Raw genomic sequence first — 21580 nt, 5'->3', positions numbered from 1 at the left:
CTCATCGAGATCACAGGGAGCAACCGGAATGGGTTCGGTTCGCGTAGCCATTGTCGGCGTGGGCAACTGCGCCGCCTCGCTGGTACAGGGCGTCGAGTACTACAAGGACGCCGACCCCGAGAGCCGCGTGCCCGGCCTCATGCACGTGCAGTTCGGCGACTACCACGTGCGTGACATCGAGTTCGTGGCCGCCTTCGACGTCGACGCCAAGAAGGTCGGCCTCGACCTTGCGGACGCCATCGGCGCCAGCGAGAACAACACCATCAAGATCTGCGATGTGCCGAACGCCGGCGTGCAGGTCCAGCGCGGCCACACCCTCGACGGCCTGGGCAAGTACTACCGCCAGACCATCGAGGAGTCCGCCGAGGCCCCGGTCGACGTCGTCCAGATCCTCAAGGACAAGCAGGTCGACGTCCTGGTCTGCTACCTCCCCGTCGGCTCCGAGGACGCGGCGAAGTACTACGCCCAGTGCGCCCTCGATGCCAAGGTCGCCTTCGTCAACGCCCTCCCGGTCTTCATCGCCGGCACCAAGGAGTGGGCGGACAAGTTCACCGAGGCCGGTGTCCCGATCGTCGGTGACGACATCAAGTCGCAGGTCGGCGCCACCATCACGCACCGTGTGATGGCCAAGCTCTTCGAGGACCGGGGCGTCATCCTGGACCGCACGATGCAGCTGAACGTCGGCGGCAACATGGACTTCAAGAACATGCTGGAGCGGGAGCGCCTGGAGTCCAAGAAGATCTCCAAGACGCAGGCCGTCACCTCCCAGATCCGCGACCGCGAGCTGGGCGAGGACAACGTCCACATCGGCCCCTCGGACTTCGTGGCCTGGCTGGACGACCGCAAGTGGGCGTACGTCCGCCTGGAGGGCCGCGCCTTCGGTGACGTCCCGCTGAACCTCGAGTACAAGCTCGAGGTCTGGGACTCCCCGAACTCCGCGGGTGTCATCATCGACGCGCTGCGCGCCGCGAAGATCGCCAAGGACCGCGGCATCGGCGGTCCGATCCTCTCCGCCTCCTCGTACTTCATGAAGTCGCCGCCGGTGCAGTACTTCGACGACGAGGCGCGGGAGAACGTCGAGAAGTTCATCCGGGGTGAGGTCGAGCGCTGAGGCGCCGGCCAGAACCTCTCTCCGCAGGCCTCCGGGTATTCCCCCCGGGGGCCTGCGGGCTGTGTGAGGCTGTGCCTCATGCATGCTGTGCGCGACCTCCGCGTATTACTCCGGCTGCGCGACTTCCGTTCGCTCCTTGCCGCACGGCTTCTGTCCCAGGCCGCCGACGGCGTCTTCCAGGTCGCCCTCGCCGCCTTCGTCGTCTTCTCGCCCGAGAAACAGGCCTCACCCGCAGCCATCGCCTCCGCCATGGCGGTGCTGCTGCTGCCGTACTCGCTGCTCGGCCCGTTCACGGGCGTGCTGCTCGACCGCTGGCGACGCCGCCAGGTCCTGCTGTACGGGAACCTGCTGCGCGCCCTGCTGTCCATGGCGACCGCGACGCTGATCGTGTCGAACGCCCCTGACTGGCTCTTCTACGCCTCGGCCCTCTCGGTGACCGCCGTGAACCGCTTCGTGCTGGCGGGGCTTTCGGCCGCCCTTCCGCGCGTGGTCGACGGCGGACCGCGGCTGGTGATGGCCAACTCCCTCACACCGACGGCCGGAACGCTCGCCGCAACGGCCGGCGGGGGCCTGGCCTTCGCCGTCCGGCTGGCCGGCTCGGACGTCGACGCCTATGTGGTCCTCCTCGCCGCCGCGCTGTACTTCTGCTCGGCGCTCACCGCGCTGCGCATGACGCCGCAGCTGCTCGGTCCGGACCCGACCGGGCTCCAACCCCACCTGGGCGAGGCCCTGTTGAGTACCGCGCGCGGCCTGGTGGAAGGACTGGGACACCTCGCCGAGCGGCGCACCGCGGCCCGCGCACTGGCCGCCATGACCCTGATCCGGTTCTGCTACGGAGCGCTGACGGTCACGGTGCTGATGCTGTGCCGGTACTCCTGGGCGGCCACCGAATCCGAGGGCCTGGCCCTGCTGGGGATCGCCGTCGTGGTGTCGGGCGCGGGCTTCTTCATGGCCGCACTCGTCACGCCCTGGGCGGTCGACCGGCTCGGTGTGTTCGGCTGGATCGCCTGCTGTGCGGCGATGGGCGCGGTGTTGGTGCCGGCTCTGGGCCTGTTCTTCGCGCCGGGGCCGATGCTGGCCGCCGCCTTTGTGCTCGGCCTCGGCACCCAGGGAACCAAGATCTCCACGGACACGGTGGTCCAGTCCTCGGTCGACGACGCCTTCCGCGGCCGGATCTTCGCCCTCTACGACGTGCTGTTCAACGTCGCCTTTGTCGGCGCCGCCGCGGTCGCCGCCCTGATGCTGCCGCCCGACGGGCGGTCCAGCACACTGCTCCTCGTGGTGACCGCGCTCTATGTGCTGGTCACCGTCGCCGTGATCCGGTTGAGGCGGGGCGAGGGCGCGTCGTAGAAGCCGGGCCGCCCGTCGCACGGTGCTCCCGACTCAGCGGCTCCCCACCCGGACCCGGTACCTTACGGGCGTCCTACACATGCTTGCTACACATCAAAACCGGGGGAGATCCATGAGCATGCCGCCGCAGGGCCCACACCCGTACGGTCAGGCACCGTACGGCCAGCAGCCCTACGGACAGAATCCGTACCCGCAGGCACCGCCGGTGCCGCAAGGCCCTTACGGACAGCCCCAGGGCGGATACGCCTACCCCCAGCAGCCGCAGGCTCCGTACGGACAGCCCCAGCCGGGCTACCCCGCACCGCCACAGCAGCCCTTCATGCAGGGCGGACCTCCCGTTCCGCCGCCGCAGCCCGCCAGGTCCCGCTCCCCCAAGGCGATCTTGAAGGGCATCGGGGTGGTCCTCGGGTTGATCGTGATCGGGGTCGCCTGGATCAGCGGCCTGAACGACGGGGACAGCGCCGAGGTCGGCGACTGCGTGAAGAAGTCCAGCAGTGCACTGGACGACGGCCTCGCGGTGGTCGACTGCGGCAGCACGGAGGCCCAGTACAAGGTGGCCTCGGTGAACAACTCCACCTCGGACTCCTCCGTGTGCGCTGCGGGAGAGCAGCCCTTCGTCAAGACGGTGCACCGCCGCAGGCGCGCCGACACGACCTCGGTGCTCTGCCTCACCCCCACCAAGTAGCGCACCCGCGCACCTCTCGGATACGACCGCGGGTCGGTGTTTCACGTGAAACACCGACCCGCGTCTGCCGTTCCGCCCTCTACTTCCCCCCATGGAGCGGGGGGCGCATCGGCTTTGGTTTCACGTGAAACAAGGCGATCGACCACCCGCATGTTTCACGTGAAACAGTGCCGCCGGCCGTTCGCCGCCGGTTTCACGTGAAACATCAGCCCTGCTGGGCCCACCACTCCTTGAGGGCTCCGACAGCTTCCTCACGCCCCATCGGACCGTGCTCCAGCCGCAGCTCCAGCAGATGCTTGTACGCCTGACCGACCTCCGGCCCGGGGCGGATGCCCAGGATCTCCATGATGTCGTTACCGTCCAGGTCCGGGCGGATCGCCTCCAGCTCTTCCTGTTCCTGCAGCCGGGCGATGCGCTCCTCCAGCCCGTCGTAGGCACGGGACAGGGCGGTGGCCTTGCGCTTGTTCCGGGTGGTGCAGTCCGAACGGGTCAGCTTGTGCAGCCGCTCCAGCTGCGGTCCGGCATCCCGCACATAGCGACGGACCGCGGAGTCGGTCCACTCGCCGGTGCCGTAGCCGTGGAAGCGGAGGTGCAGCTCCACCAGACGCGAGACGTCCTTGATCATGTCGTTGGAGTACTTCAGCGCGGTCATCCGCTTCTTGGTCATCTTCGCGCCCACCACCTCGTGGTGGTGGAAGGAGACCCGGCCGTCCTTCTCGAAGCGCCGCGTCCTGGGCTTGCCGATGTCGTGCAGCAGGGCCGAGAGCCGCAGCACCAGATCGGGCCCGTTCTCCTCCAGGGCGATCGCCTGCTCCAGGACGGTCAGCGAGTGCTCGTAGACGTCCTTGTGCCGGTGATGCTCATCACTCTCCAGCCGCAGCGCCGGAAGCTCGGGCAGGACCCGGTCGGCCAGGCCCGCATCGACGAGCAGCCGCAGACCCTTGCGGGGGTGGGGCGCGATGACCAGCTTGTTCAGTTCGTCCCGGACCCGCTCCGCGGAAACGATCTCGATGCGCTCCGCCATCGCCTTCATCGCGGCGATGACCTCGGGGGCCACCTCGAAATCCAGCTGGGCGGCGAAGCGGGCGGCACGCATCATCCGCAGCGGATCGTCCGAGAACGACTCCTCCGGCGTCCCAGGCGTACGCAGCACCCGGCCGGCCAGGTCCTCCAGGCCCTGGTGCGGATCGACGAACTCCTTCTGCGGCAGCAGCACCGCCATGGCATTCACCGTGAAGTCACGGCGGACCAGGTCTTCCTCGATGGAGTCGCCATAGGACACCTCGGGCTTGCGGGAGGTGCGGTCGTACGCCTCGGACCGGTAGGTGGTGACCTCGATGTCGAACGAGTCCTTCTTGCAGCCGACCGTCCCGAAGGCGATGCCGACCTCCCAGACCGCGTCCGCCCACGGCCGGACGATCTTCAGAACGTCCTCGGGACGGGCGTCGGTGGTGAAGTCCAGGTCGTTGCCGAGCCGGCCGAGCAGCGCATCCCGCACCGAGCCACCGACCAGGGCAAGCGTGAACCCGGCCTCCTGGAATCGGCGGGCCAGGTCATCCGCGACGGGGGACACCCGCAGCAGCTCGCTCACGGCGCGCCGCTGCACGTGGTTCAGCGCGTTCGTCGACGGCGGCGTCCGCTCGGCGTGCGGGGTGGGGAGGTCATTGTTGGCGTTCGGCACAACAGAACAGGGTACGTGGCCGCGCAGCGCAAGGCGTCACGTAATAAAGGGGACAGGACGGTCGCGGGGCGGTCCACTCCGCGATCATGTGGAGCAGTCCGCGGCACTCCGGCGCGCCGGGCCTCGTTACCATTCGTGGACGCACATTCCGACGACCACTGACGACGACGAGGGACGGGCGAGCGCGTGGCCGAGGCGGCAGGGTTCCAGGAGACCGAACGGCCGCGTGGCCGATGGCTCCGCAGGACCGTGACACTGCTCACTGGAGTGCCCCTGCTCGCGGGGCTGCTGCAGGCCCCGCTGGCTTCCTCCGCGCAGGCGGCTCCGAGCGACGCCCACGCGGTCGATGTGACCATCGACTCGATGTCCCCGACGACCCCCGGCAAGGGGGACACCGTCACCGTGTCCGGCACGCTGACCAACGACAGCCGGAGCACGATCACCGGCGCGCACCTCGGCATGCTCCGCGGCGACGCCCTCGGCAGCCGCAGCGCCATCGAAGCGGTGACGCGTCGCACCGGCTACCTGCCTGGAGTGGACGGCCCCGAGGTCAAGGGGCACAAGCAGAAGATCGACACGCTGGCGCCCGGCGCCCGCCGCCCGTTCTCCCTCAGCGTCCCGGTCAAGGACCTCCGCCTCGACGATGACGGTGTGTACCAGATCGGCGTCTCTGTATCAGGGCACTCCCAGGCCTCGTCCTACGAGCAGGTACTCGGCATCGACCGGACGTTCCTGCCCTGGCAGGCCTCCGACGCCGGCAAGAAGACGCAGCTCACCTACCTGTGGCCGCTGATCTCCTCCACTCACCTCACCGCCGAGACCGACGCCGACGCCCAGCAGACACCGGTCTTCCGTAACGACGACCTCGCCGCCGAGCTCGCCCCGGGCGGTCGGCTGCAGCAGATGGTCGCGCTCAGCAAGAACCTCCCGGTGACCTTCGTCATCGACCCGGACCTGCTCGCGACCGTCGACGCGATGACCAAGTCGTACCGGGTGAACGGCCCGGACGGGCCCATGGGCAAGAACCAGGCGGTCGCCAAGCAGTGGCTGCACGACCTCGAAGAGGCGGCCAAGTCGCACGAGGTCGTGGCGCTACCGTTCGGTGACCCGGACCTGGCCTCGCTCGCCCACCACGGCAAGGGCGTGCCCAGCGCCCTCAGCCACCTCGGCCCGGCGACCGACCTCGCCGACAAGACCGTCGACACCATCCTGGGCGTCACGCCACGGACGGACTTCGCCTGGCCCACCGACGGCGCGATCGACTCCTCGGTCGTCGACGTCGCCACCTCCGCCGGCGCACACAACGTGATCACCCGCAGCGACAGCCTCCGGGAGAACGGCAGGCTGTCCTACACCCCGACATCGGCCCGCCCGATCGGCGGCGGCAACACCGCCATCGTGTCGGACGCCACGCTCTCCCGGGCCTTCGAGGGCGATATGTCGAAGGCCGGGGCGTCCGCCCACGCGATCCAGGAGTTCCTCGCCCAGACCCACATGGTCAACCTGCAGGACCCCGACCGGCAGCGGAGCATCGTGGTCGCCCCCCAGCGCATGCCGTCGGCCGGCCAGGCCCACGCCATGGCCACTGCGCTGCGGGACCTGGAGGAGTCCGGCCGCTGGACCCAGCCCCTGAACCTCAGCGCCGCGGCCAAGGCCAAGCCCGACCCCAGGGCCAGCCGCCAGGTGCCGAGCACGGCCGCCTACCCGTCCTCACTGCGTCGCCAGGAGCTGCCCACCAGCGCCTTCCGGCAGATCCAGGGCACCCAGGCCGCGCTGGACGACTTCCAGGTGATCCTCGCCCAGCCGGAGCGCGTGGTGACGCCGTTCGGCAACGCGATGATGCGGGAGATGTCCACGGAGTGGCGGGGCGACGCCTCCGGTGCCTCGGCGTTCCGCAGGTCGGTGCGCAGCTATCTCGACGGGCTGACCAAGAAGGTCCACCTGATCCAGAAGTCGGACGCCACGCTCTCCGGCCGTAGCGCCACGATCCCGGTGACGGTCCAGAACAACCTGGTCCAGGGCGTCAAGGGCATGACGCTCCGGCTGACCTCGTCCCAGCCCAACCGTCTGGACGTGGGAAAGTCCCAGGAGATCACGGTGGACGGCGGGCACAGCCAGTCGTTCAAGTTCGACACCACGGCCAACGCCAACGGTCGCGCCTGGGTGACCGCCCAGCTCTACACGGCCGACGGAAAGCCCTACGGTGACCCCATGACGTTCCAGGTGAACGTCACCGAGATCACCGCCACCGTGATGCTCGTCATCGCCGGCGGTGTGCTGCTGCTCGTCCTGGCCGGCGTACGGATCTACCTCCAGCGCAAGCGGAGGACGGGTGGGCCGGCCGAGGACGGGTCGGGCGACGGGCCCGACGCCCCGGAAGACACGGACGGCGACAACGGCGGTGCGGACGCGCCCGAGCAGCCGAGTGACCCCTCGCCGGACACCGGTTCGGAAAGCTCCGACCCGTCCGGCTCAGGTGAGAAAGTGGACCGTTGATAGATGGCGGAGCCGGACGGCCGGCTACGGATGAGGTGGGGCAGCGATGAATGCGCCGTACGACGGTGACCGGGGCCGGGGCGCCAATGGCGACCCCACGGGGCCGGTCCCTCCGACGCCCCCGTTCCCGGCGGAGCAGGATGCCTATGGACCGGACGCCCACCGCAACGATCCGCACCGCCCGCAGGACCCGGCGGCCCAGGAGCCGGTGACCGAGGCGCGCTACGACCGCGCGGCGCAGCCACCGCCTTCGGGACGGCCCGCGAACCCCTTCTTCCAGCGCCCCCCGGCGCGCCGGCAGGCCGCTCCCCAGCAGCCCTGGACCGCGTCCCCGCCGGCCGGACCGCAGGGCCCCGCACCCCAGCCGGAGTACGGCGGCGAGGACACCGCGACGGCCCAGTTCATGCGGGTCGACGAGCGGCGCTCCCCGGCCTCCGACGAGCGCCCCGAGTCCGCTGCCTTCGCGCATCTCTACCGGGACCAGCAGCCCTTCGACTCCCAGCGCCCGGCGCCGGCCGGACCGCCCGTCGGTCCCCCGGTGCCCGGGCCGGTACCCGGCCCGGAGGCCGTACCGGAGCAGACCGCCACGGAACCGGAGCCCGCGCCGGCCGCACCGGCCGGCAAGCCCTCGGGCGGCCGCGCCTCGGGACTGTTCAAGTCCAGCGCGGTGATGGCCGCCGGCACGATGGTGTCCCGTCTGACGGGCTTCGTCCGCTCGGCGCTGATCGTCGCGGCGCTCGGCGGCGCGGTGCTCGGTGACTCCTGGCAGGTCGCCTACCAGCTCCCGACGATGATCTTCATCCTGACCATCGGCGGCGGTCTGAACTCGGTCTTCGTCCCGCAGCTGGTGCGCGCGATGAAGGAGGACGACGACGGCGGCGAGGCGTACGCCAACCGGCTGCTGACGCTGGTCGTCGTGGTCCTCGGAGTCCTGACGGTGCTGGCGGTGTTCGCGGCTCCGCTCCTGGTCAAAATGGTCTCGTTCGACATCTCACGCGACCCGGCGGCCAACGAGGTCGCCGTGGCCTTCACCCGCTACTGCGTACCCACGATCTTCTTCATGGGTCTGCACGTGGTGATGGGGCAGATCCTCAACGCCCGCGGCCGCTTCGGCGCGATGATGTGGACCCCGGTCCTCAACAACATCGTCATGATCGCCACGTTCGGCCTGTTCATCTGGGTCTACGGCACGGCGAAGACCTCGCACATCGGCGTCACCACCATCCCCGACGAGGGCATCCGGCTGCTGGGCATCGGCACCCTCCTCGGGCTCGTCGTGCAGGCGCTGGCGATGATCCCCTATCTCCGGGACGCCGACTTCACGCTCCGGCTGCGCTTCGACTGGCGGGGGCACGGGCTGGGCAAGGCCGCCAAGCTCGCCAAGTGGACGGTGCTGTTCGTGCTCGCCAACCAGGCGGGCGTCCTGGTCGTCACCCAGCTGTCCACCTGGGCCGGCAACACCGCCGACCAGCAGGGCCACCCGGGCACCGGCTTCATCTCGTACGCCAGCGCCCAGCTGATCTGGAACATGCCGCAGGCGATCATCACCGTCTCCGTGATGGCGGCGCTGCTGCCGCGGCTGGCGCGCTCCGCGCACGACGGTGACACCGGGGCCGTCCGGGACGACATTTCGCAGGGTCTGCGCACCTCCGCGGTCGCCATCGTCCCGATCTCGTTCGGCTTCCTCTCGCTGGGTATCCCGCTGTGCACGCTGGTCTACGGCTCGTCCGGCGCCGGCATCCCGATGGGCTACATGCTGATGGCCTTCGGCATCGGCCTGATCCCGTTCTCGGTGCAGTACGTCGTCCTGCGCGCCTTCTACGCGTACGAGGACACCCGCACGCCGTTCTACAACACGGTGATCGTCGCCGCGGTCAACGCCGCCGCCTCCGGCCTCTGCTTCCTGGTCCTGCCGGCCCGCTGGGCAGTGGTCGGCATGGCCGCCTCCTACGGCCTGGCCTACATCATCGGCGTGGGCGTGGCCTGGCGGCGGCTGGGCAAGCGCATGGACGGAGATCTCGACACCGCGCATGTCGTACGGACCTACGCGCGGCTGGCCGGCGCCAGCATCCCGGCCACGATCGTCTCCGGCGCCCTGGTGTACGCCATCATGCAGGCGCTCGGAAGCGGATTCGTCGGCTCGCTGGCGGCGCTGGTCGCCGGTGTTGCCGCGCTGCTGGCCGTGTTTTACCTCGCAGCGCGCAAAATGCGCATCGAGGAAATGAACGCCCTGGTCGGCATGGTCCGGTCAAAGCTTGGGCGTTGATTGAGCACAACCATCGACTGCCACCGTGTGTCGTGCATAGTGGCGGACTGTGGGCACAATTGTCTTGGCTCATTGAGCCTGCAACGGATGGGGAGGCAGGAACGACGGTGGCGGAACGGAGCACGGCTGCCGTCGACGTGGCCGACACGAGCGGTGAGCAGCCGCTGACCGCCAAGGCGGGCAAGGCCACGGACGACGGTGCTAAGGCCGAGAAGGTATCCGGCGGGGAACACGACGCTGCACGCACCGAGGAACAGAGTGCAGCGGAGGCCGAGGCCCAGCCACCTGAACTGCACAGCGGCCACAAGCTCGCCAGACGCTACCGCCTGGAAGAGTGCCTCACCCGTCTGGACGGATTCAGCAGCTGGCGTGCGGTCGACGAAAAGTTGCGCCGCGCCGTCGGTGTGCACATCCTGCCCGCCCACCACCCGCGGGCCCGGCCGGTGCTCTCCGCCGCTCGCGCCTCGGCGCTGCTCGGCGACCCCCGGTTCGTCCACGTCCTGGACGCCGTCGAGGAGAACGACCTCGTCTACGTCGTCCACGAATGGCTGCCGGACGCCACTGAGCTCACCACAGTGCTGGCCAACGGCCCGCTCGAACCGCACGACGCCTACCAGCTCGTCAGCCAGGTCTCCCAGGCCATGGCAGCCGCCCACCGCGAGGGGCTGTCCCACCTGCGGATCACCCCCGGCTCGGTGCTGCGCACAGAATCCGGCCAGTACCGCATCCGCGGCCTGGCCGTCATGGCGGCGCTGCGTGGCATCACCTGCGAGCACCCCCAGCGCACGGACACCGAGGCCATCGGCGCGCTGCTGTACGCCGCCCTGACCCAGCGCTGGCCGTACGAGAACGACGCCCACGGCCTCACCGGGCTGCCCAAGGGCGTCGGACTCATCGCACCGGACCAGGTGCGCGCCGGCGTCCACCGCGGGCTGTCCGAGCTGGCCATGCGGGCCCTGATCAACGACGGCGCCACGGCCTCCCGCCAGGAACAGCCCTGCACCACCCCCGAGGAGCTGGCCAAGGCGGTTGCAGCCATGCCGCGCATCCGGCCCCCGGAGACCTCGTTCAACGCCCCGCCGCCGTACCAGCGCACCGGCTACCAGCAGGGCAGCTACCGGCAGTCGTCCGCTCACGGCGCACCGGCACCGCATGTCACGCAGCCGGTCACCTCGCCGCCGTCGCCGCTGCAGAGCCGCACCGGCCGGGCCCTGAAGTGGTCCGTCTCGGCGCTGCTCATCGCGGCGCTGGGGCTCGGCAGCTGGCAGCTGGCGGACACGCTGCTGAAGCGGGAGAGCGACCAGGACGGCCCGAGGAACTCACAGTCGGCCAGCGGTCCGAAGAAGCACACAGTAAAGGCTCTCTCGGTCAAGGGCGCTACAGAGTTCTCGCCCCTGGCCAGGCCTTTCTCGGAGGATCAAGCTCACAATGTCACGGACGGCAATCCGAGTACCGCTTGGGTGACAGGACAGTTCAAGGGCTGGTCCAACTTCGGAAACCTGCCGCCGCGCGCAGATGGCAGCGGGATCATCATTGACCTCGGAAGCGCCAAGGACATCTCCGGGATACAGGTCACCATGTACCGGCCAGGCCAGACCGTAGAGGTCCGCGCAGCAGCACCCTCCGCAGCGAACCCGACGACGCTCGGTGATTTCTCACAACGCATTTCCAAGCTGGGAAAAGCTGGTGACAAGTTGGATGTGAAGCTCGACCAGTCGGTGAAGTCTCGTTATGTCCTGGTCCACATTACGAAGCTTCCCCCTGATGGAACATCGGATGGGTTCCGCGGCGGCATTTCAGAAATCAAAGTCTTCAGCTGACTCACCAGCATGAACTCGGCGAACCGGGAACCCGTAGCAATACGAGGTTGAGAGCGCCCCGCCAACCTTCGGGTCGGCGGGGCGACTTCGTGTGGCTGACCAGCCTGATCCCGTCCCCACCATGCACACTGGGTGACGCCGGGCCGCAACGGCACCTGTGGGCACTGTGTTCCTCGCCGGCGGGATCGCCACCGCCACCCCTGCGTCCGCCGCCGGCGGCAACTACAGCTGCCCGACTGGTAGCAGACGATCGCCACCTGGAGCGCGACCTGCACCATCAAGAGCGGTCAGGCTCGCGCGTTACCGAGCGAACACGCCCGTCGGTGGGCAGCCCAACCTCAAGGCCAAAGCGACACCCGAGCAGCACTCCCGCGAGGAGCAAAAACAGCAACGCATCCTTTAGCGTTCTCCGGCAAGAAGACCACTCATCTACGCATCGATGAGCTCCCTAGAGGTTCTCCACACACCTGCCTACGATGAACAGTGACGCATTGTTGCTGCAAGTCAGGAACCACTTACGTCACGTAGCAGCAGGTTGGCGATCTTTACGTCGCTGTCTTACAGGGGGCAAGATTTCCAGGAGTCGGCGCCGGGTCAGGGGGTATGGGTGGGTCTGCTAGAGGGTTCTAGTGATCAAGACCTCATCGCTCGCCATGTCGCTGGCGACCCCGAGGCGTTCGGGGAGATCGTCCGGCGGCACCGCGACCGTCTCTGGGCGGTGGCGCTGCGCACACTCGGTGATCGTGAGGAAGCCGCAGACGCCGTGCAGGACGCTCTGGTCTCGGCCTATCGCGCCGCTCACACCTTCCGTGGGCAGTCCGCCGTGACCACCTGGCTGCACCGCATCACGGTCAATGCCTGCCTGGACCGGGCTCGCAAGGCCGCCTCCCGGCGTTCCTCACCGGTCGCGGAGACCGAGCGGCTGGAGCAGCTCCTGGAACCCGAGGAGGACGCCGCAGTCCCCGCCGAGCGCCAGGACTTGCACCGTGAGCTGCTGCGTGCCCTGCGCACCCTGCCCGAGGAACAACGTGCCGCACTCGTCCTCGTCGATATGCAGGGCTATCCCGTCGCGGAAGCCGCCGCGATCCTGGACATACCCACTGGAACGGTGAAGAGCCGCTGTGCACGAGGCCGTGCCCGGCTCCTTCCCTTGGTCACCCATCTGCGCGCTGACGGCGGGAGTAGCGAACCCACGAGCAGGGGAAGGAACCGGGCGCAGGGGACATCCGTCCCACCGACGGCAGGGCCGAAGGACACAGGTGCCGTGAAGGGCGGAGGTGGGCGAGCGTGACGTCGACAACCGGCATGGGTGAGCACCCGGAGGTATCCGAGATCTCCGAACTCACGGATGGTCTGCTGTCTCCCTCCCGTGCGGCGGACCTCCGCCAGCACCTCGCCGGTTGCGCGCTGTGCGAGGAGGTCCACGCCTCACTGGAGGAGATCCGGGCGCTGCTCGGGACGTTGCCGGGCCCGGCACGGATGCCGGCGGACGTCGCCGGGCGGATCGACGCCGCGCTGGCCGCCGAGGCACTGCTGGACCGCACCCCTCCTGGCTCCGTGACCGCCGTTTCACGTGAAACGGTCAGCGCTCCGGCCGATGTTTCACGTGAAACCGGCACTGCCCCTGCCACCCGTAGCACTCCGTCCCGACCGGCCGGGCGCCCCAAGGGCGCATCCGGACCAGGGCGCCAGACGCCGGGGCGTCCCCGTGCGCGACGCTGGCCCCGGATCCTGCTCGGTACCGCGGCGGCCGCCGCGGTGCTGAGCTTCGGTGGTCTCCTCATCCAGAACGCCGCGTTGGACGGCGCACAGGGATCCCACCAGCACGGGACCACCGCGCGTCCCGAGAAGTCCACACTGGGTGCCGGCGGCCTCACCGAAGCCACTCTCGGGTCTCACGTCCAGGCGCTGCTGACCTCCAAGGGGGCGCACAAGACCCCGGACATCGGGGCCCGAAGCTCTCCCGACAGCCCGCTGCGGGGCAGCGCGAGCACCGTCCCGTCCTGCGTCCGCCACGGCATCGGACGACCAGAGACTCCGCTCGCCTCCAGCCCTACCCGCTACCAGGGCAAGGACGCCTACCTCGTCGTGCTGCCGGATCCGGCCGATGCCCAACGGGTCTCGGCCTATGTCGTGGCCTCCTCGTGTGTCTCCGCCACGCCGCCCGTTCCCGGGAAGGTGCTGCTCTCACACTCGTACGCGCGAGACTGAACGACGGGCAGTGCGCTGTGACACTACGGGAATGCTGGCCCCGTAGGATCCGTTGGGTGGGGTGAGAGTTCCGAGAGCCCCAGCAAGCAGTCGGCAGAGACAAGGAAGACACCCGTGAGCGACGTCCGCAACGTGATCATCATCGGCTCCGGGCCCGCGGGCTACACCGCAGCGCTCTACACCGCCCGCGCGTCCCTGAAGCCGCTGGTCTTCGAAGGTGCCGTCACCGCCGGAGGCGCGCTGATGAACACCACCGACGTGGAGAACTTCCCCGGTTTCCGCGACGGCATCATGGGGCCGGACCTCATGGACAACATGCGCGCCCAGGCCGAGCGCTTCGGCGCCGAACTGGTGCCGGACGATGTCGTCGCGGTCGACCTCTCCGAGGAGATCAAGACCGTCACCGACACCGCGGGCACGGTGCACCGCGCGAAGGCGGTCATCGTCAGCACCGGATCCCAGCACCGCAAGCTCGGTCTGCCCCGCGAGGACGAGCTGTCCGGCCGTGGCGTCTCCTGGTGCGCAACCTGTGACGGGTTCTTCTTCAAGGACCAGGACATCGCCGTCATCGGCGGCGGCGACACCGCGATGGAGGAGGCCACCTTCCTCTCCCGCTTTGCGAAGTCGGTCACGGTCGTCCACCGCCGCGATGCCCTGCGAGCCAGCAAGGCGATGCAGGAGCGTGCCTTCGCCGACCCGAAGATCAAGTTCGTCTGGGACAGCGAGATTGCCGAGATCCACGGCGAGGGCAAGCTCTCGGGTCTGACGCTGCGCAACGTCAAGACCGGAGAGACCTCTGAGCTGCCCGTCACGGGTCTGTTCATTGCGATCGGTCACGACCCCCGCACCGAGCTCTTCAAGGGCCAGCTGAACCTCGACGACGAGGGCTACCTCAAGGTCGACTCGCCCAGCACCCGTACCAACCTGCGCGGTGTCTTCGCCGCCGGCGATGTCGTCGACCACACCTACCGCCAGGCGATCACGGCCGCCGGCACGGGCTGCGCCGCCGCCCTGGACGCCGAGCGCTTCCTCGCCTCGCTGTCGGACGGCGAAGCGACCGCCGAGCCGGAGAAGACCGCTTCCGCCTGACCCGGGCACCCCGCTTTCCCACCACCCACCCAGTAAGGAGACTGCCATGGCCGGCGCCACGGTGACCGTCACGGACGACAACTTCGAAGAGGTCGTCCTCAAGAGCGACAAGCCCGTCCTCGTGGACTTCTGGGCCACCTGGTGCGGCCCGTGCCGCCAGATCGCCCCGTCTCTGGAGGCCATTGCCGCGGAGCACGACGAGATCGTCATCGCCAAGCTGAACACCGACGAGAACCCGGCGACCACCGCCAAGTACGGCGTCATGTCGATCCCGACGATGAACGTCTACCAGGACGGCGAGGTCGTGAAGACGATCGTCGGCGCCAAGCCGAAGGCCGCGATCGAGCGCGACCTGGCGGACTATCTCGCCTGAGTTCTAGCGCCTTGTTTCACGTGAAACGGGCTCGCCCTCACCGGGGGCGGGCCCGTTCGTCGTTTCACGTGAAACAGTCTGCTTCACAGCGGCCGCAGCGCGGGCTCCTTCTGCACCGCCCCCAGCAGACGGTCGAGCGCCATCTCCACGTCTTCCTTCCACGAGATCGTGGTCCGCAGCTCAAGGCGCAGCCTCGGAAAGCGGTGGTGGGGGCGGACGGTCTTGAAGCCCACGGCCAGCAGATGGTCGGCGGGCAGTACACAGGCCGGCTCGGACCATTGGGCATCCCCGAACGCCTCGATCGCTTTGAAGCCCCGCTGGATGAGGTCCTTGGCGACTGTCTGGACCATCACGCGCCCCAGCCCCTGCCCCTGGTACGCGGGGGACAGCCAGGCGGTCAGCAGCTGGACCGCGTCCGCGGAGACCGGGCTGGTGGGGAAGGCGGTGGAGCGCGGCACATACGCCGGCGGGGCGTACATCACAAACCCCACAGGCACCTCATCGACATAGACGACCCGCCCACAGGATCCCCACTCCAGCAGGACTGCCGAGATCCAGGCTTCCTTCTCCAGCTCGGGGCGCCCGGCCTTTACCGCGGCCTCGCCGCTGACGGGGTCGAGCTCCCAGAAGACGCAGGAGCGGCAGCGCTTGGGGAGATCCGGAAGGTTGTCCAGCGTGAGCGGTACGAGCCGACGGCCCATAGAACCAGGTCCTCACTTCTCTCGCCTACCGCACCACGAAGCGCCGTCAGCGCGGTCTGCTCCCTGAGCAGACCCCCGACGAACCCTCCGACGGCTGCCAGGCCGAACCCCGCCACGAACAGTCCGGTGCGGCTCACCGATTGCATGGCCCTCTCCTCGCTGTGAGGTGTCTCCAGGTGGATGCGTGCCATACCCGAACGCATCGTATCCACCCTTTACGGGCGCGGGTACCGCGAGAGAGCAAAGGGCGGGCCGTGTTCCGGTATGGCTTCCGGAACACGGCCCGCCCGGGACCCATGAGGTCAGCTCACTCTTCCGCGTTCTTCTCCTCGGCCAGGGTCTGGCCGAGGACGCGCCCCTCGCCTGGGGCCAGAGTGCCGAGGATCCGCTCAAGATCCTCCATCGAGGCGAATTCGACGACGATCTTGCCCTTCTTCTGCCCCAGGTCGACCTTCACCCGCGTCTCGAAACGGTCGGACAGCCGGGTGGCCAGACCGGTGAGGGCGGGGGACACCCGGGTACCCGCGCGGGGCCCCTTCGCCTTGTTCGCGCTCTTGGGCTCCGAGCCCATCAGCTTCACGATCTCCTCGACCGTGCGCACCGACAGCCCCTCCGCCACGATGCGGCGTGCCAGGTGGTCCTGCTCCTCCGAGTCCTCCACCGAGAGCAGGGCCCGGGCGTGTCCCGCGGAGAGCACCCCCGCGGCGAGCCGGTTCTGCACGGACGGCGAGAGGTTCAGCAGACGCAGCGTGTTGGAGACCTGCGGACGCGAGCGTCCGATCCGGTCGGCCAGCTCGTCATGCGTGCACTTGAAGTCCTTCAGCAACTGGTCGTAGGCGGCGGCCTCTTCCAGCGGGTTCAGCTGTGCCCGGTGCAGATTCTCCAGCAGGGCGTCGAGGAGCAGCTTCTCGTCCTCGGTCTCCCGGACGATCGCGGGAATCTTCTCCAGGCCGGCCTCACGGGAAGCCCGCCAACGGCGCTCGCCCATGATGAGCTCATAGGCCTCCGGGCCGGTCTCACGGACCACCACCGGCTGGAGCAGACCCACCTCCTTGATGGAGGTCACCAGCTCAGCGAGCGCGTCCTCGTCGAAGACCGTGCGCGGCTGGCGCGGGTTCGGCGTGATGGCGTCCAGCGGCACCTCGGCGAAGTGCGCACCGGCCACCTGCGTCAGGCCCGCTACCGCCGACTCGTCGCCAGCCGGTGCTTCTGTTTCACGTGAAACAGCGCGCTCCGGCAGTGAGGTCACCTTGGCCGCTGCGACCCCTCGCTCCGGGGCCAGGACCGGTGCAGACGCCGGTGCCGTTGCGCCCTGTCCGGCTGTGGATCCGACATGGTCCGTGCTCTGCGGTGCCGCGGGGATCAGCGCACCGAGCCCACGGCCCAGTCCTCTACGTCGTTCGCTCACTGAGTCCCCTCCGGGATGCTGTGCTGTGCTTCATAGTTGACGCTGAGGCCCTGACCCCCGGTCTGCGGGACCCCACGCATCGCGATCTCTCGGGCCGCCTCCAGGTAGGAGAGCGAGCCACTGGATCCCGGGTCGTAGGTGAGCACGGTCTGCCCATAACTGGGTGCCTCGGAGATGCGTACCGAGCGCGGAATACTCGTCCGGAGCACCTCGTGGCCGAAGTGGTTGCGCACCTCGTCGGCGACCTGGGAGGCCAGCCGGGTGCGTCCGTCGTACATGGTGAGCAGGATCGTCGAGACATGGAGCTTGGGGTTGAGGTGCCCCCGCACCAGGTCGACGTTCCGTAGCAACTGCCCCAGTCCTTCGAGTGCGTAGTACTCGCACTGGATCGGGATCAGCACCTCGGCGCCGGCGACCAGGGCATTGACGGTCAGCAGGCCCAGCGAGGGCGGGCAGTCGATGAAGATGTAGTCCAGCGGCTGTTCATACGCCTTGATGGCCCGGTCCAGTCGGCTCTCCCGTGCCACCAGCGAGACCAGCTCGATCTCGGCGCCGGCCAGATCGATCGTGGCAGGCGCACAGAACAGCCCCTCCACATCGACAACCGGCTGCACCACGTCGGAGAGCGGCTTGCTGTCCACCAGCACGTCGTAGATCGACGGCACGTCGGCGTGATGGTCGATACCCAGCGCCGTGGAGGCGTTTCCTTGGGGGTCGAGGTCGATGACCAGCACCCGTGCCCCGTGCAGGGCCAACGAGGCCGCCAGGTTCACCGTGGTCGTGGTCTTTCCGACCCCGCCCTTCTGGTTGGCCACCACCATGACCCGGGTCTGCTCAGGCCGGGGAAGCGCCTCACCCGTGCGGCCGAGGGCCTCTACCGCCAGCTGAGCTGCACGACCAATGGGGGTGTCATCCATCGGGGGCGGTGTTTCACGTGAAACATCGTCCCCGAACGACTCGCTACGGGGACCGGGGACCGGATCGGTCATCGGTCCCGCGTTGTTGGCGTCGGACCGCAAGGATTCACTCTCCTCGACATCAAGCTCGCAATGTGCAGAGCCTGCCATGCTTTCGGTGTCGTGAACCAGTGAGGCCCGTTCTCCTGTGGACGAATCCGCATCTGTGGATACTTCCGTAACCCTTGTGGGCTTACGGTCACGCGGCGCGGCGGCCGCCCGACCACGGCCGATGATGCCTTGCAGCAGAGAACGATGTTTCACGTGAAACACGATGCACCCCCACGCCAGCAAGGGCGCTGGATCACCCACTGGCATGTTGCGATCCGTCACCATTCGGACCAGGCACGCCCCATGAGGTGCTGCGCGGTGCGGCAAAAACCCCTTTCCGCAAGATCAAAGGCCCCATAGACTGCTCGACGACCGATCCCGGGACGCAACGACCACCCGGTGTGGACGGTCCCAAACTTCACAAGGGGGAACACATGCAGGCAAGCAAGCGCAGGATAGCTGGCCGGATCACCGCTATAGCTCTTGGCCTGAGCATATGTGGCGCGGCCACGCCGGCTTTCGCCGACCAGGACATCAAGGTGATCTGGGCACACGCGTACCGCGTCAACAGCAATCACGGGCAGGCCGCCATCAAGGACACTGCCGACGACGGCAACGAGGTGTACGTCCAGTACACCCGGGCCGGTCACGGCAACAAGGTCTACACCCTCTGGAACAAGAAGGGTGGAGGCCACACCACCTACAGCGGTGGCGGCGCCAAGGTGACCATCAAGAAGATCTGCCGCTCCATCGACGCATGGCCGGACACCTGCTTCACGCACTCCGCCTGAGCTAAGCACAGGCCAAGAGCCCTGGGGCGCCGCAGTGCGGCACCCCAGGGCTCTTACTCGTAGCGCCGTAGACGCCGGCAGACGGACCTGCTCAGCGCCGGCGAGCGCCCTTCGCGGCCCGGCCGGTCCGCGCCGCCTTCGCGCGCTTGGCCGCGAAGCGCACACCACCGGGGCTCTCGCCCACCTCGACCCGGACCACGGTCGACGGCGGATCCACCACGCCCTCGCCCACCTGCACCACCGAGGTCTTCACCACACCGAGCTTGCTCAGCGCTGCCCGGGCGCCCTTGAGCTCCTCCTCCGCGGCGTCGCCCTTGAGCGCCAGCATCTCGCCGTAGGGACGCAGCAGCGGAACGCCCCAGCCGGCCAGTCGGTCGAGCGGGGCCACGGCGCGAGCGGTCACCACATGCACCTGTGGCAGCTTCCCCATGGCCTCCTCGGCCCGTCCCCGTACGACCGTCACATGGTCCAGGCCGAGCAGTTCGACGACCTCCCGCAGGAACGTCGTCCGCCGCAGCAGCGGCTCCAGAAGCGTGATCTTGAGGTCCGGCCGCACCAGAGCCAGCGGGATCCCGGGCAGTCCCGCCCCCGAACCCACATCGCAGACCGAGACGCCCTCGGGCACCACCTCGGAGAGCACCGCGCAGTTCAGCAGGTGCCGCTCCCACAGGCGCGGCACCTCCCGCGGCCCGATCAGCCCTCGCCTCACCCCCGCGTCGGCGAGCAGTTCGCCGTACCGCACAGCCTCCGGAAAGCGCTCGCCGAATACCTCCTGCGCCGCCTTCGGCGCGGGAGGGAGCTCCGCTGCTGCCTCCGTCACGGGAACCGCCCTTCCTCTGGACTGCTTTTCCTGTCGGGAACCCGGGCCTACGCACCCGGAATAACACAGATCGCTGATAACTTTTGGCCCCGCCTGCGAGCAGACGGGGCCAAAGAAAAACGGATGCGCTGAACGGTCAGGCCGGGAGGACGACCACGCAGCGCTGCGGCTCCTCGCCCTCGGACTCACTGCGCAGACCGGCGGCCGCCACCGCGTCATGGACGACCTTGCGCTCGAACGGCGTCATCGGGTCCAGCTTGACCGGCTGGCCGGAGCCCTTGGCGTCCTCCGCCGCCTTCGCACCGATCTCCGTGAGCTGCTCACGCTTACGCGCCCGGAAGCCGGCGATGTCCAGCATCAGACGGCTGCGGTCACCGGTCTCCCGGTGCACGGCCAGCCGCGTCAGCTCCTGCAGCGCCTCCAGCACCTCACCGTCGCGGCCCACCAGCTTCTGCAGATCACGGCTGGTCGAGTCGCTGATGATCGACACGGCGGCGCGATCGGCCTCGACGTCCATGTCGATGTCACCGTCGAGGTCGGCGATGTCCAGCAGACCCTCGAGGTAGTCGGCGGCGATCTCGCCTTCCTGCTCCAGGCGGGTCAGGGTGTCGGTGCCCTCGCCGGCAGGGGTCGTGTCCGTCACGAAAGGACTCCTTCTTACTTCTTCGAGGGGTGCTTGGGACGCTGCTGGCCCTTGCGCTGGCCGGACTTGGCGCCGCGGGACGCGGAGGCGCCCTTGTCCTTGCCGTCCTGCGCGCTCTTCTCCAGCGACTGCTTCTTCTCCGTGCTCTCGTCGGAGCCCGCCCGGGTGCGCTGCCCGCCACCGCTTACCGGGGCGCTGCCGCTCTGCCGCTGGGACTTGCTCTGGCGCTTGGGCTGCTGGCGGTTCTGGCGCGCCTCCTCGGCGGCCTTCTTCGCTGCGACCTCGGCCGGGGCCTCGACGAGCTTGCCCTGGGCCCGCAGCCGCTCCTGGCGCTCCGCGAAGGCCTTGCTGCCCGGAGTCGGGTTACGACGGATGACGAACATCTGCTGGCCCATGGTCCACACGTTGGTGGTCAGCCAGTACACGAGAACACCGACGGGGAAGTTGATGCCGAAGACGGCGAACATGATCGGGAAGACGTACATCAGCATCTTCTGCTGCTGCATGAACGGCGTCTTCACCGTGAGGTCGACGTTCTTGGTCATCAGCTGGCGCTGCGTGTAGAACTGCGACGCCGACATCAGGACGATCATGATGATCGTGACCACGCGGACGTTCATGACCGACGCGTCAAGGCTCGCGATCTTCGCCGCGCTGTCCATGAACTTCGCCGCCAGCGGCGCACCGAAGATGTGCGCCTTCTGCGCGCTCTCCAGCAGCGGCTGGTCGATGACGCCGACCGTCTTGTTCTGCGCGATATGGCTGAGGACCTGGTACAGCGAGATGAAGAAGGGCGACTGCGCCAGAATCGGAAGACAGCTCGAGAGCGGGTTGGTTCCCGTCTCCTTGTAGAGCTTCATCATCTCTTCGGACTGGCGCTGCTTGTCGCTCTTGTAGCGCTCCTGGATCGCCTTCATCTTCGGCTGCAGCGCCTGCATGTTCCGCGTCGACTTGATCTGCTTCACGAAGAGCGGGATCAGGCAGATACGGATCAGCACCACCAGCGAGACGATGGACAGACCCCACGCCGCGCCACTGTTCGGGTCAAAGATCAGGCCGTAGAACGAGTGGAACTGGACGATGATCCAGGAAACGGCGTAATAGAGAGGATTCAGGATCGTGTCCACG

Annotated in this window: 18 protein-coding genes; 11 read left to right on the top strand and 7 right to left on the bottom strand. The window is 68.4% G+C overall.

The features are described 5' to 3' along the window. The first annotated feature begins 28 nt into the window (after positions 1–28). The 3 genes from AB0G84_RS17180 (at position 29) to AB0G84_RS17170 (ending at position 3146) form a co-directional block, all read left to right on the top strand. Positions 29–1111 (top strand): inositol-3-phosphate synthase, encoded by a 1083-nt coding sequence (locus AB0G84_RS17180; RefSeq protein WP_361320897.1) that lies wholly within the window; start codon positions 29–31, stop codon positions 1109–1111. A 78-nt stretch (positions 1112–1189) separates the two neighbouring features. Continuing rightward, positions 1190–2461, top strand: coding sequence for an MFS transporter (locus AB0G84_RS17175; protein WP_361320895.1), 1272 nt, complete (start codon positions 1190–1192; stop codon positions 2459–2461). Between the two features lie 112 nt (positions 2462–2573). Next, positions 2574–3146 (top strand): hypothetical protein, encoded by a 573-nt coding sequence (locus AB0G84_RS17170; protein ID WP_361320893.1) that lies wholly within the window; start codon positions 2574–2576, stop codon positions 3144–3146. Between the two features lie 205 nt (positions 3147–3351). Here AB0G84_RS17170 and AB0G84_RS17165 read toward each other — a convergent pair whose 3' ends face one another. Then, positions 3352–4827, bottom strand: a complete 1476-nt coding sequence (locus tag AB0G84_RS17165; protein WP_361320891.1) for a CCA tRNA nucleotidyltransferase — start codon at positions 4825–4827, stop codon at positions 3352–3354. 249 nt (positions 4828–5076) lie between these two features. On the opposite strand from AB0G84_RS17165, the gene AB0G84_RS17160 reads away from it, so the two are divergent. From AB0G84_RS17160 to trxA, 7 genes are all read left to right on the top strand, one after another. Beyond that, entirely contained in the window at positions 5077–7323 is a 2247-nt protein-coding gene (locus tag AB0G84_RS17160; RefSeq protein ID WP_361320889.1) for a DUF6049 family protein, read from the top strand. A 46-nt stretch (positions 7324–7369) separates the two neighbouring features. Then, entirely contained in the window at positions 7370–9589 is a 2220-nt protein-coding gene (murJ, locus tag AB0G84_RS17155; protein WP_361320887.1) for a murein biosynthesis integral membrane protein MurJ, read from the top strand. A gap of 107 nt (positions 9590–9696) precedes the next feature. Then, positions 9697–11409 (top strand): serine/threonine protein kinase, encoded by a 1713-nt coding sequence (locus AB0G84_RS17150; RefSeq protein ID WP_361321065.1) that lies wholly within the window; start codon positions 9697–9699, stop codon positions 11407–11409. 607 nt (positions 11410–12016) lie between these two features. Further along, on the top strand, positions 12017–12700 hold the full coding sequence (sigM, locus tag AB0G84_RS17145; RefSeq protein WP_361320885.1) for an RNA polymerase sigma factor SigM: 684 nt from the start codon (positions 12017–12019) through the stop codon (positions 12698–12700). Next, positions 12697–13620, top strand: coding sequence for a hypothetical protein (locus tag AB0G84_RS17140; RefSeq protein WP_361320883.1), 924 nt, complete (start codon positions 12697–12699; stop codon positions 13618–13620). The genes sigM and AB0G84_RS17140 overlap by 4 nt, the downstream gene beginning before the upstream one ends. Before the next feature lie 114 nt (positions 13621–13734). Then, positions 13735–14709: a thioredoxin-disulfide reductase gene (gene trxB / locus AB0G84_RS17135; protein ID WP_361320881.1), complete on the top strand. Its 975-nt coding sequence runs from the start codon at positions 13735–13737 to the stop codon at positions 14707–14709. A 46-nt stretch (positions 14710–14755) separates the two neighbouring features. Further along, positions 14756–15082 carry a thioredoxin gene (gene trxA, locus AB0G84_RS17130; protein ID WP_361320879.1) on the top strand — a complete coding sequence of 109 codons (327 nt, stop codon included), beginning with the start codon at positions 14756–14758 and terminating at the stop codon, positions 15080–15082. An 83-nt stretch (positions 15083–15165) separates the two neighbouring features. Here the strand turns inward: trxA and AB0G84_RS17125 are convergent, their stop codons facing one another. The 3 genes from AB0G84_RS17125 to AB0G84_RS17115 form a co-directional block, all read right to left on the bottom strand. After that, positions 15166–15783, bottom strand: a complete 618-nt coding sequence (locus AB0G84_RS17125; RefSeq protein ID WP_361320877.1) for a GNAT family N-acetyltransferase — start codon at positions 15781–15783, stop codon at positions 15166–15168. Positions 15784–16090: 307 nt separating this feature from the next. Then, entirely contained in the window at positions 16091–17191 is a 1101-nt protein-coding gene (locus AB0G84_RS17120) for a ParB/RepB/Spo0J family partition protein (protein WP_361320875.1), read from the bottom strand. Beyond that, complete coding sequence (locus AB0G84_RS17115; RefSeq protein WP_361320873.1) at positions 17188–18258, bottom strand: AAA family ATPase; 1071 nt, start codon at positions 18256–18258, stop codon at positions 17188–17190. The genes AB0G84_RS17120 and AB0G84_RS17115 overlap by 4 nt, the downstream gene beginning before the upstream one ends. Before the next feature lie 374 nt (positions 18259–18632). On the opposite strand from AB0G84_RS17115, the gene AB0G84_RS17110 reads away from it, so the two are divergent. Further along, a complete protein-coding gene (locus AB0G84_RS17110) occupies positions 18633–18989 on the top strand; it encodes a hypothetical protein (RefSeq protein ID WP_361320871.1) in 357 nt (118 codons plus the stop codon). Between the two features lie 91 nt (positions 18990–19080). On the opposite strand, the gene rsmG is transcribed toward AB0G84_RS17110, so the two are convergent. The 3 genes from rsmG to yidC all read right to left on the bottom strand — a co-directional run bounded on the left by rsmG (position 19081) and on the right by yidC (position 21579). Beyond that, positions 19081–19809 carry a 16S rRNA (guanine(527)-N(7))-methyltransferase RsmG gene (rsmG, locus tag AB0G84_RS17105; RefSeq protein WP_361320869.1) on the bottom strand — a complete coding sequence of 243 codons (729 nt, stop codon included), beginning with the start codon at positions 19807–19809 and terminating at the stop codon, positions 19081–19083. 136 nt (positions 19810–19945) lie between these two features. Continuing rightward, complete coding sequence (locus AB0G84_RS17100; RefSeq protein WP_361320867.1) at positions 19946–20452, bottom strand: R3H domain-containing nucleic acid-binding protein; 507 nt, start codon at positions 20450–20452, stop codon at positions 19946–19948. A 14-nt stretch (positions 20453–20466) separates the two neighbouring features. Then, a complete protein-coding gene (gene yidC / locus AB0G84_RS17095; protein WP_361320865.1) occupies positions 20467–21579 on the bottom strand; it encodes a membrane protein insertase YidC in 1113 nt (370 codons plus the stop codon). Between the last annotated feature and the right edge of the window lies 1 nt (position 21580).

It is taken from the genome of Streptomyces sp. NPDC020742 (genome assembly GCF_040641675.1).
Lineage (GTDB): Bacteria > Actinomycetota > Actinomycetes > Streptomycetales > Streptomycetaceae > Streptomyces.
Note: the sequence above shows the minus strand (reverse complement) of the source record. Positions and strands in the feature narration are given on the sequence as shown.

Bases quoted from the DNA above. Each gene is read 5' to 3' on its own strand.
- AB0G84_RS17175 (WP_361320895.1), top strand. From the start codon at position 1,190: ATGCATGCTGTGCGCGACCTCCGCGTATTACTCCGGCTGCGCGACTTC.
- AB0G84_RS17170 (WP_361320893.1), top strand. From the start codon at position 2,574: ATGAGCATGCCGCCGCAGGGCCCACACCCGTACGGTCAGGCACCGTAC.
- AB0G84_RS17180 (WP_361320897.1), top strand. From the start codon at position 29: ATGGGTTCGGTTCGCGTAGCCATTGTCGGCGTGGGCAACTGCGCCGCC.
- trxA (WP_361320879.1), top strand. From the start codon at position 14,756: ATGGCCGGCGCCACGGTGACCGTCACGGACGACAACTTCGAAGAGGTC.
- AB0G84_RS17110 (WP_361320871.1), top strand. From the start codon at position 18,633: ATGCAGGCAAGCAAGCGCAGGATAGCTGGCCGGATCACCGCTATAGCT.
- murJ (WP_361320887.1), top strand. From the start codon at position 7,370: ATGAATGCGCCGTACGACGGTGACCGGGGCCGGGGCGCCAATGGCGAC.
- AB0G84_RS17115 (WP_361320873.1), bottom strand. From the start codon at position 18,258: ATGGCAGGCTCTGCACATTGCGAGCTTGATGTCGAGGAGAGTGAATCC.
- AB0G84_RS17125 (WP_361320877.1), bottom strand. From the start codon at position 15,783: ATGGGCCGTCGGCTCGTACCGCTCACGCTGGACAACCTTCCGGATCTC.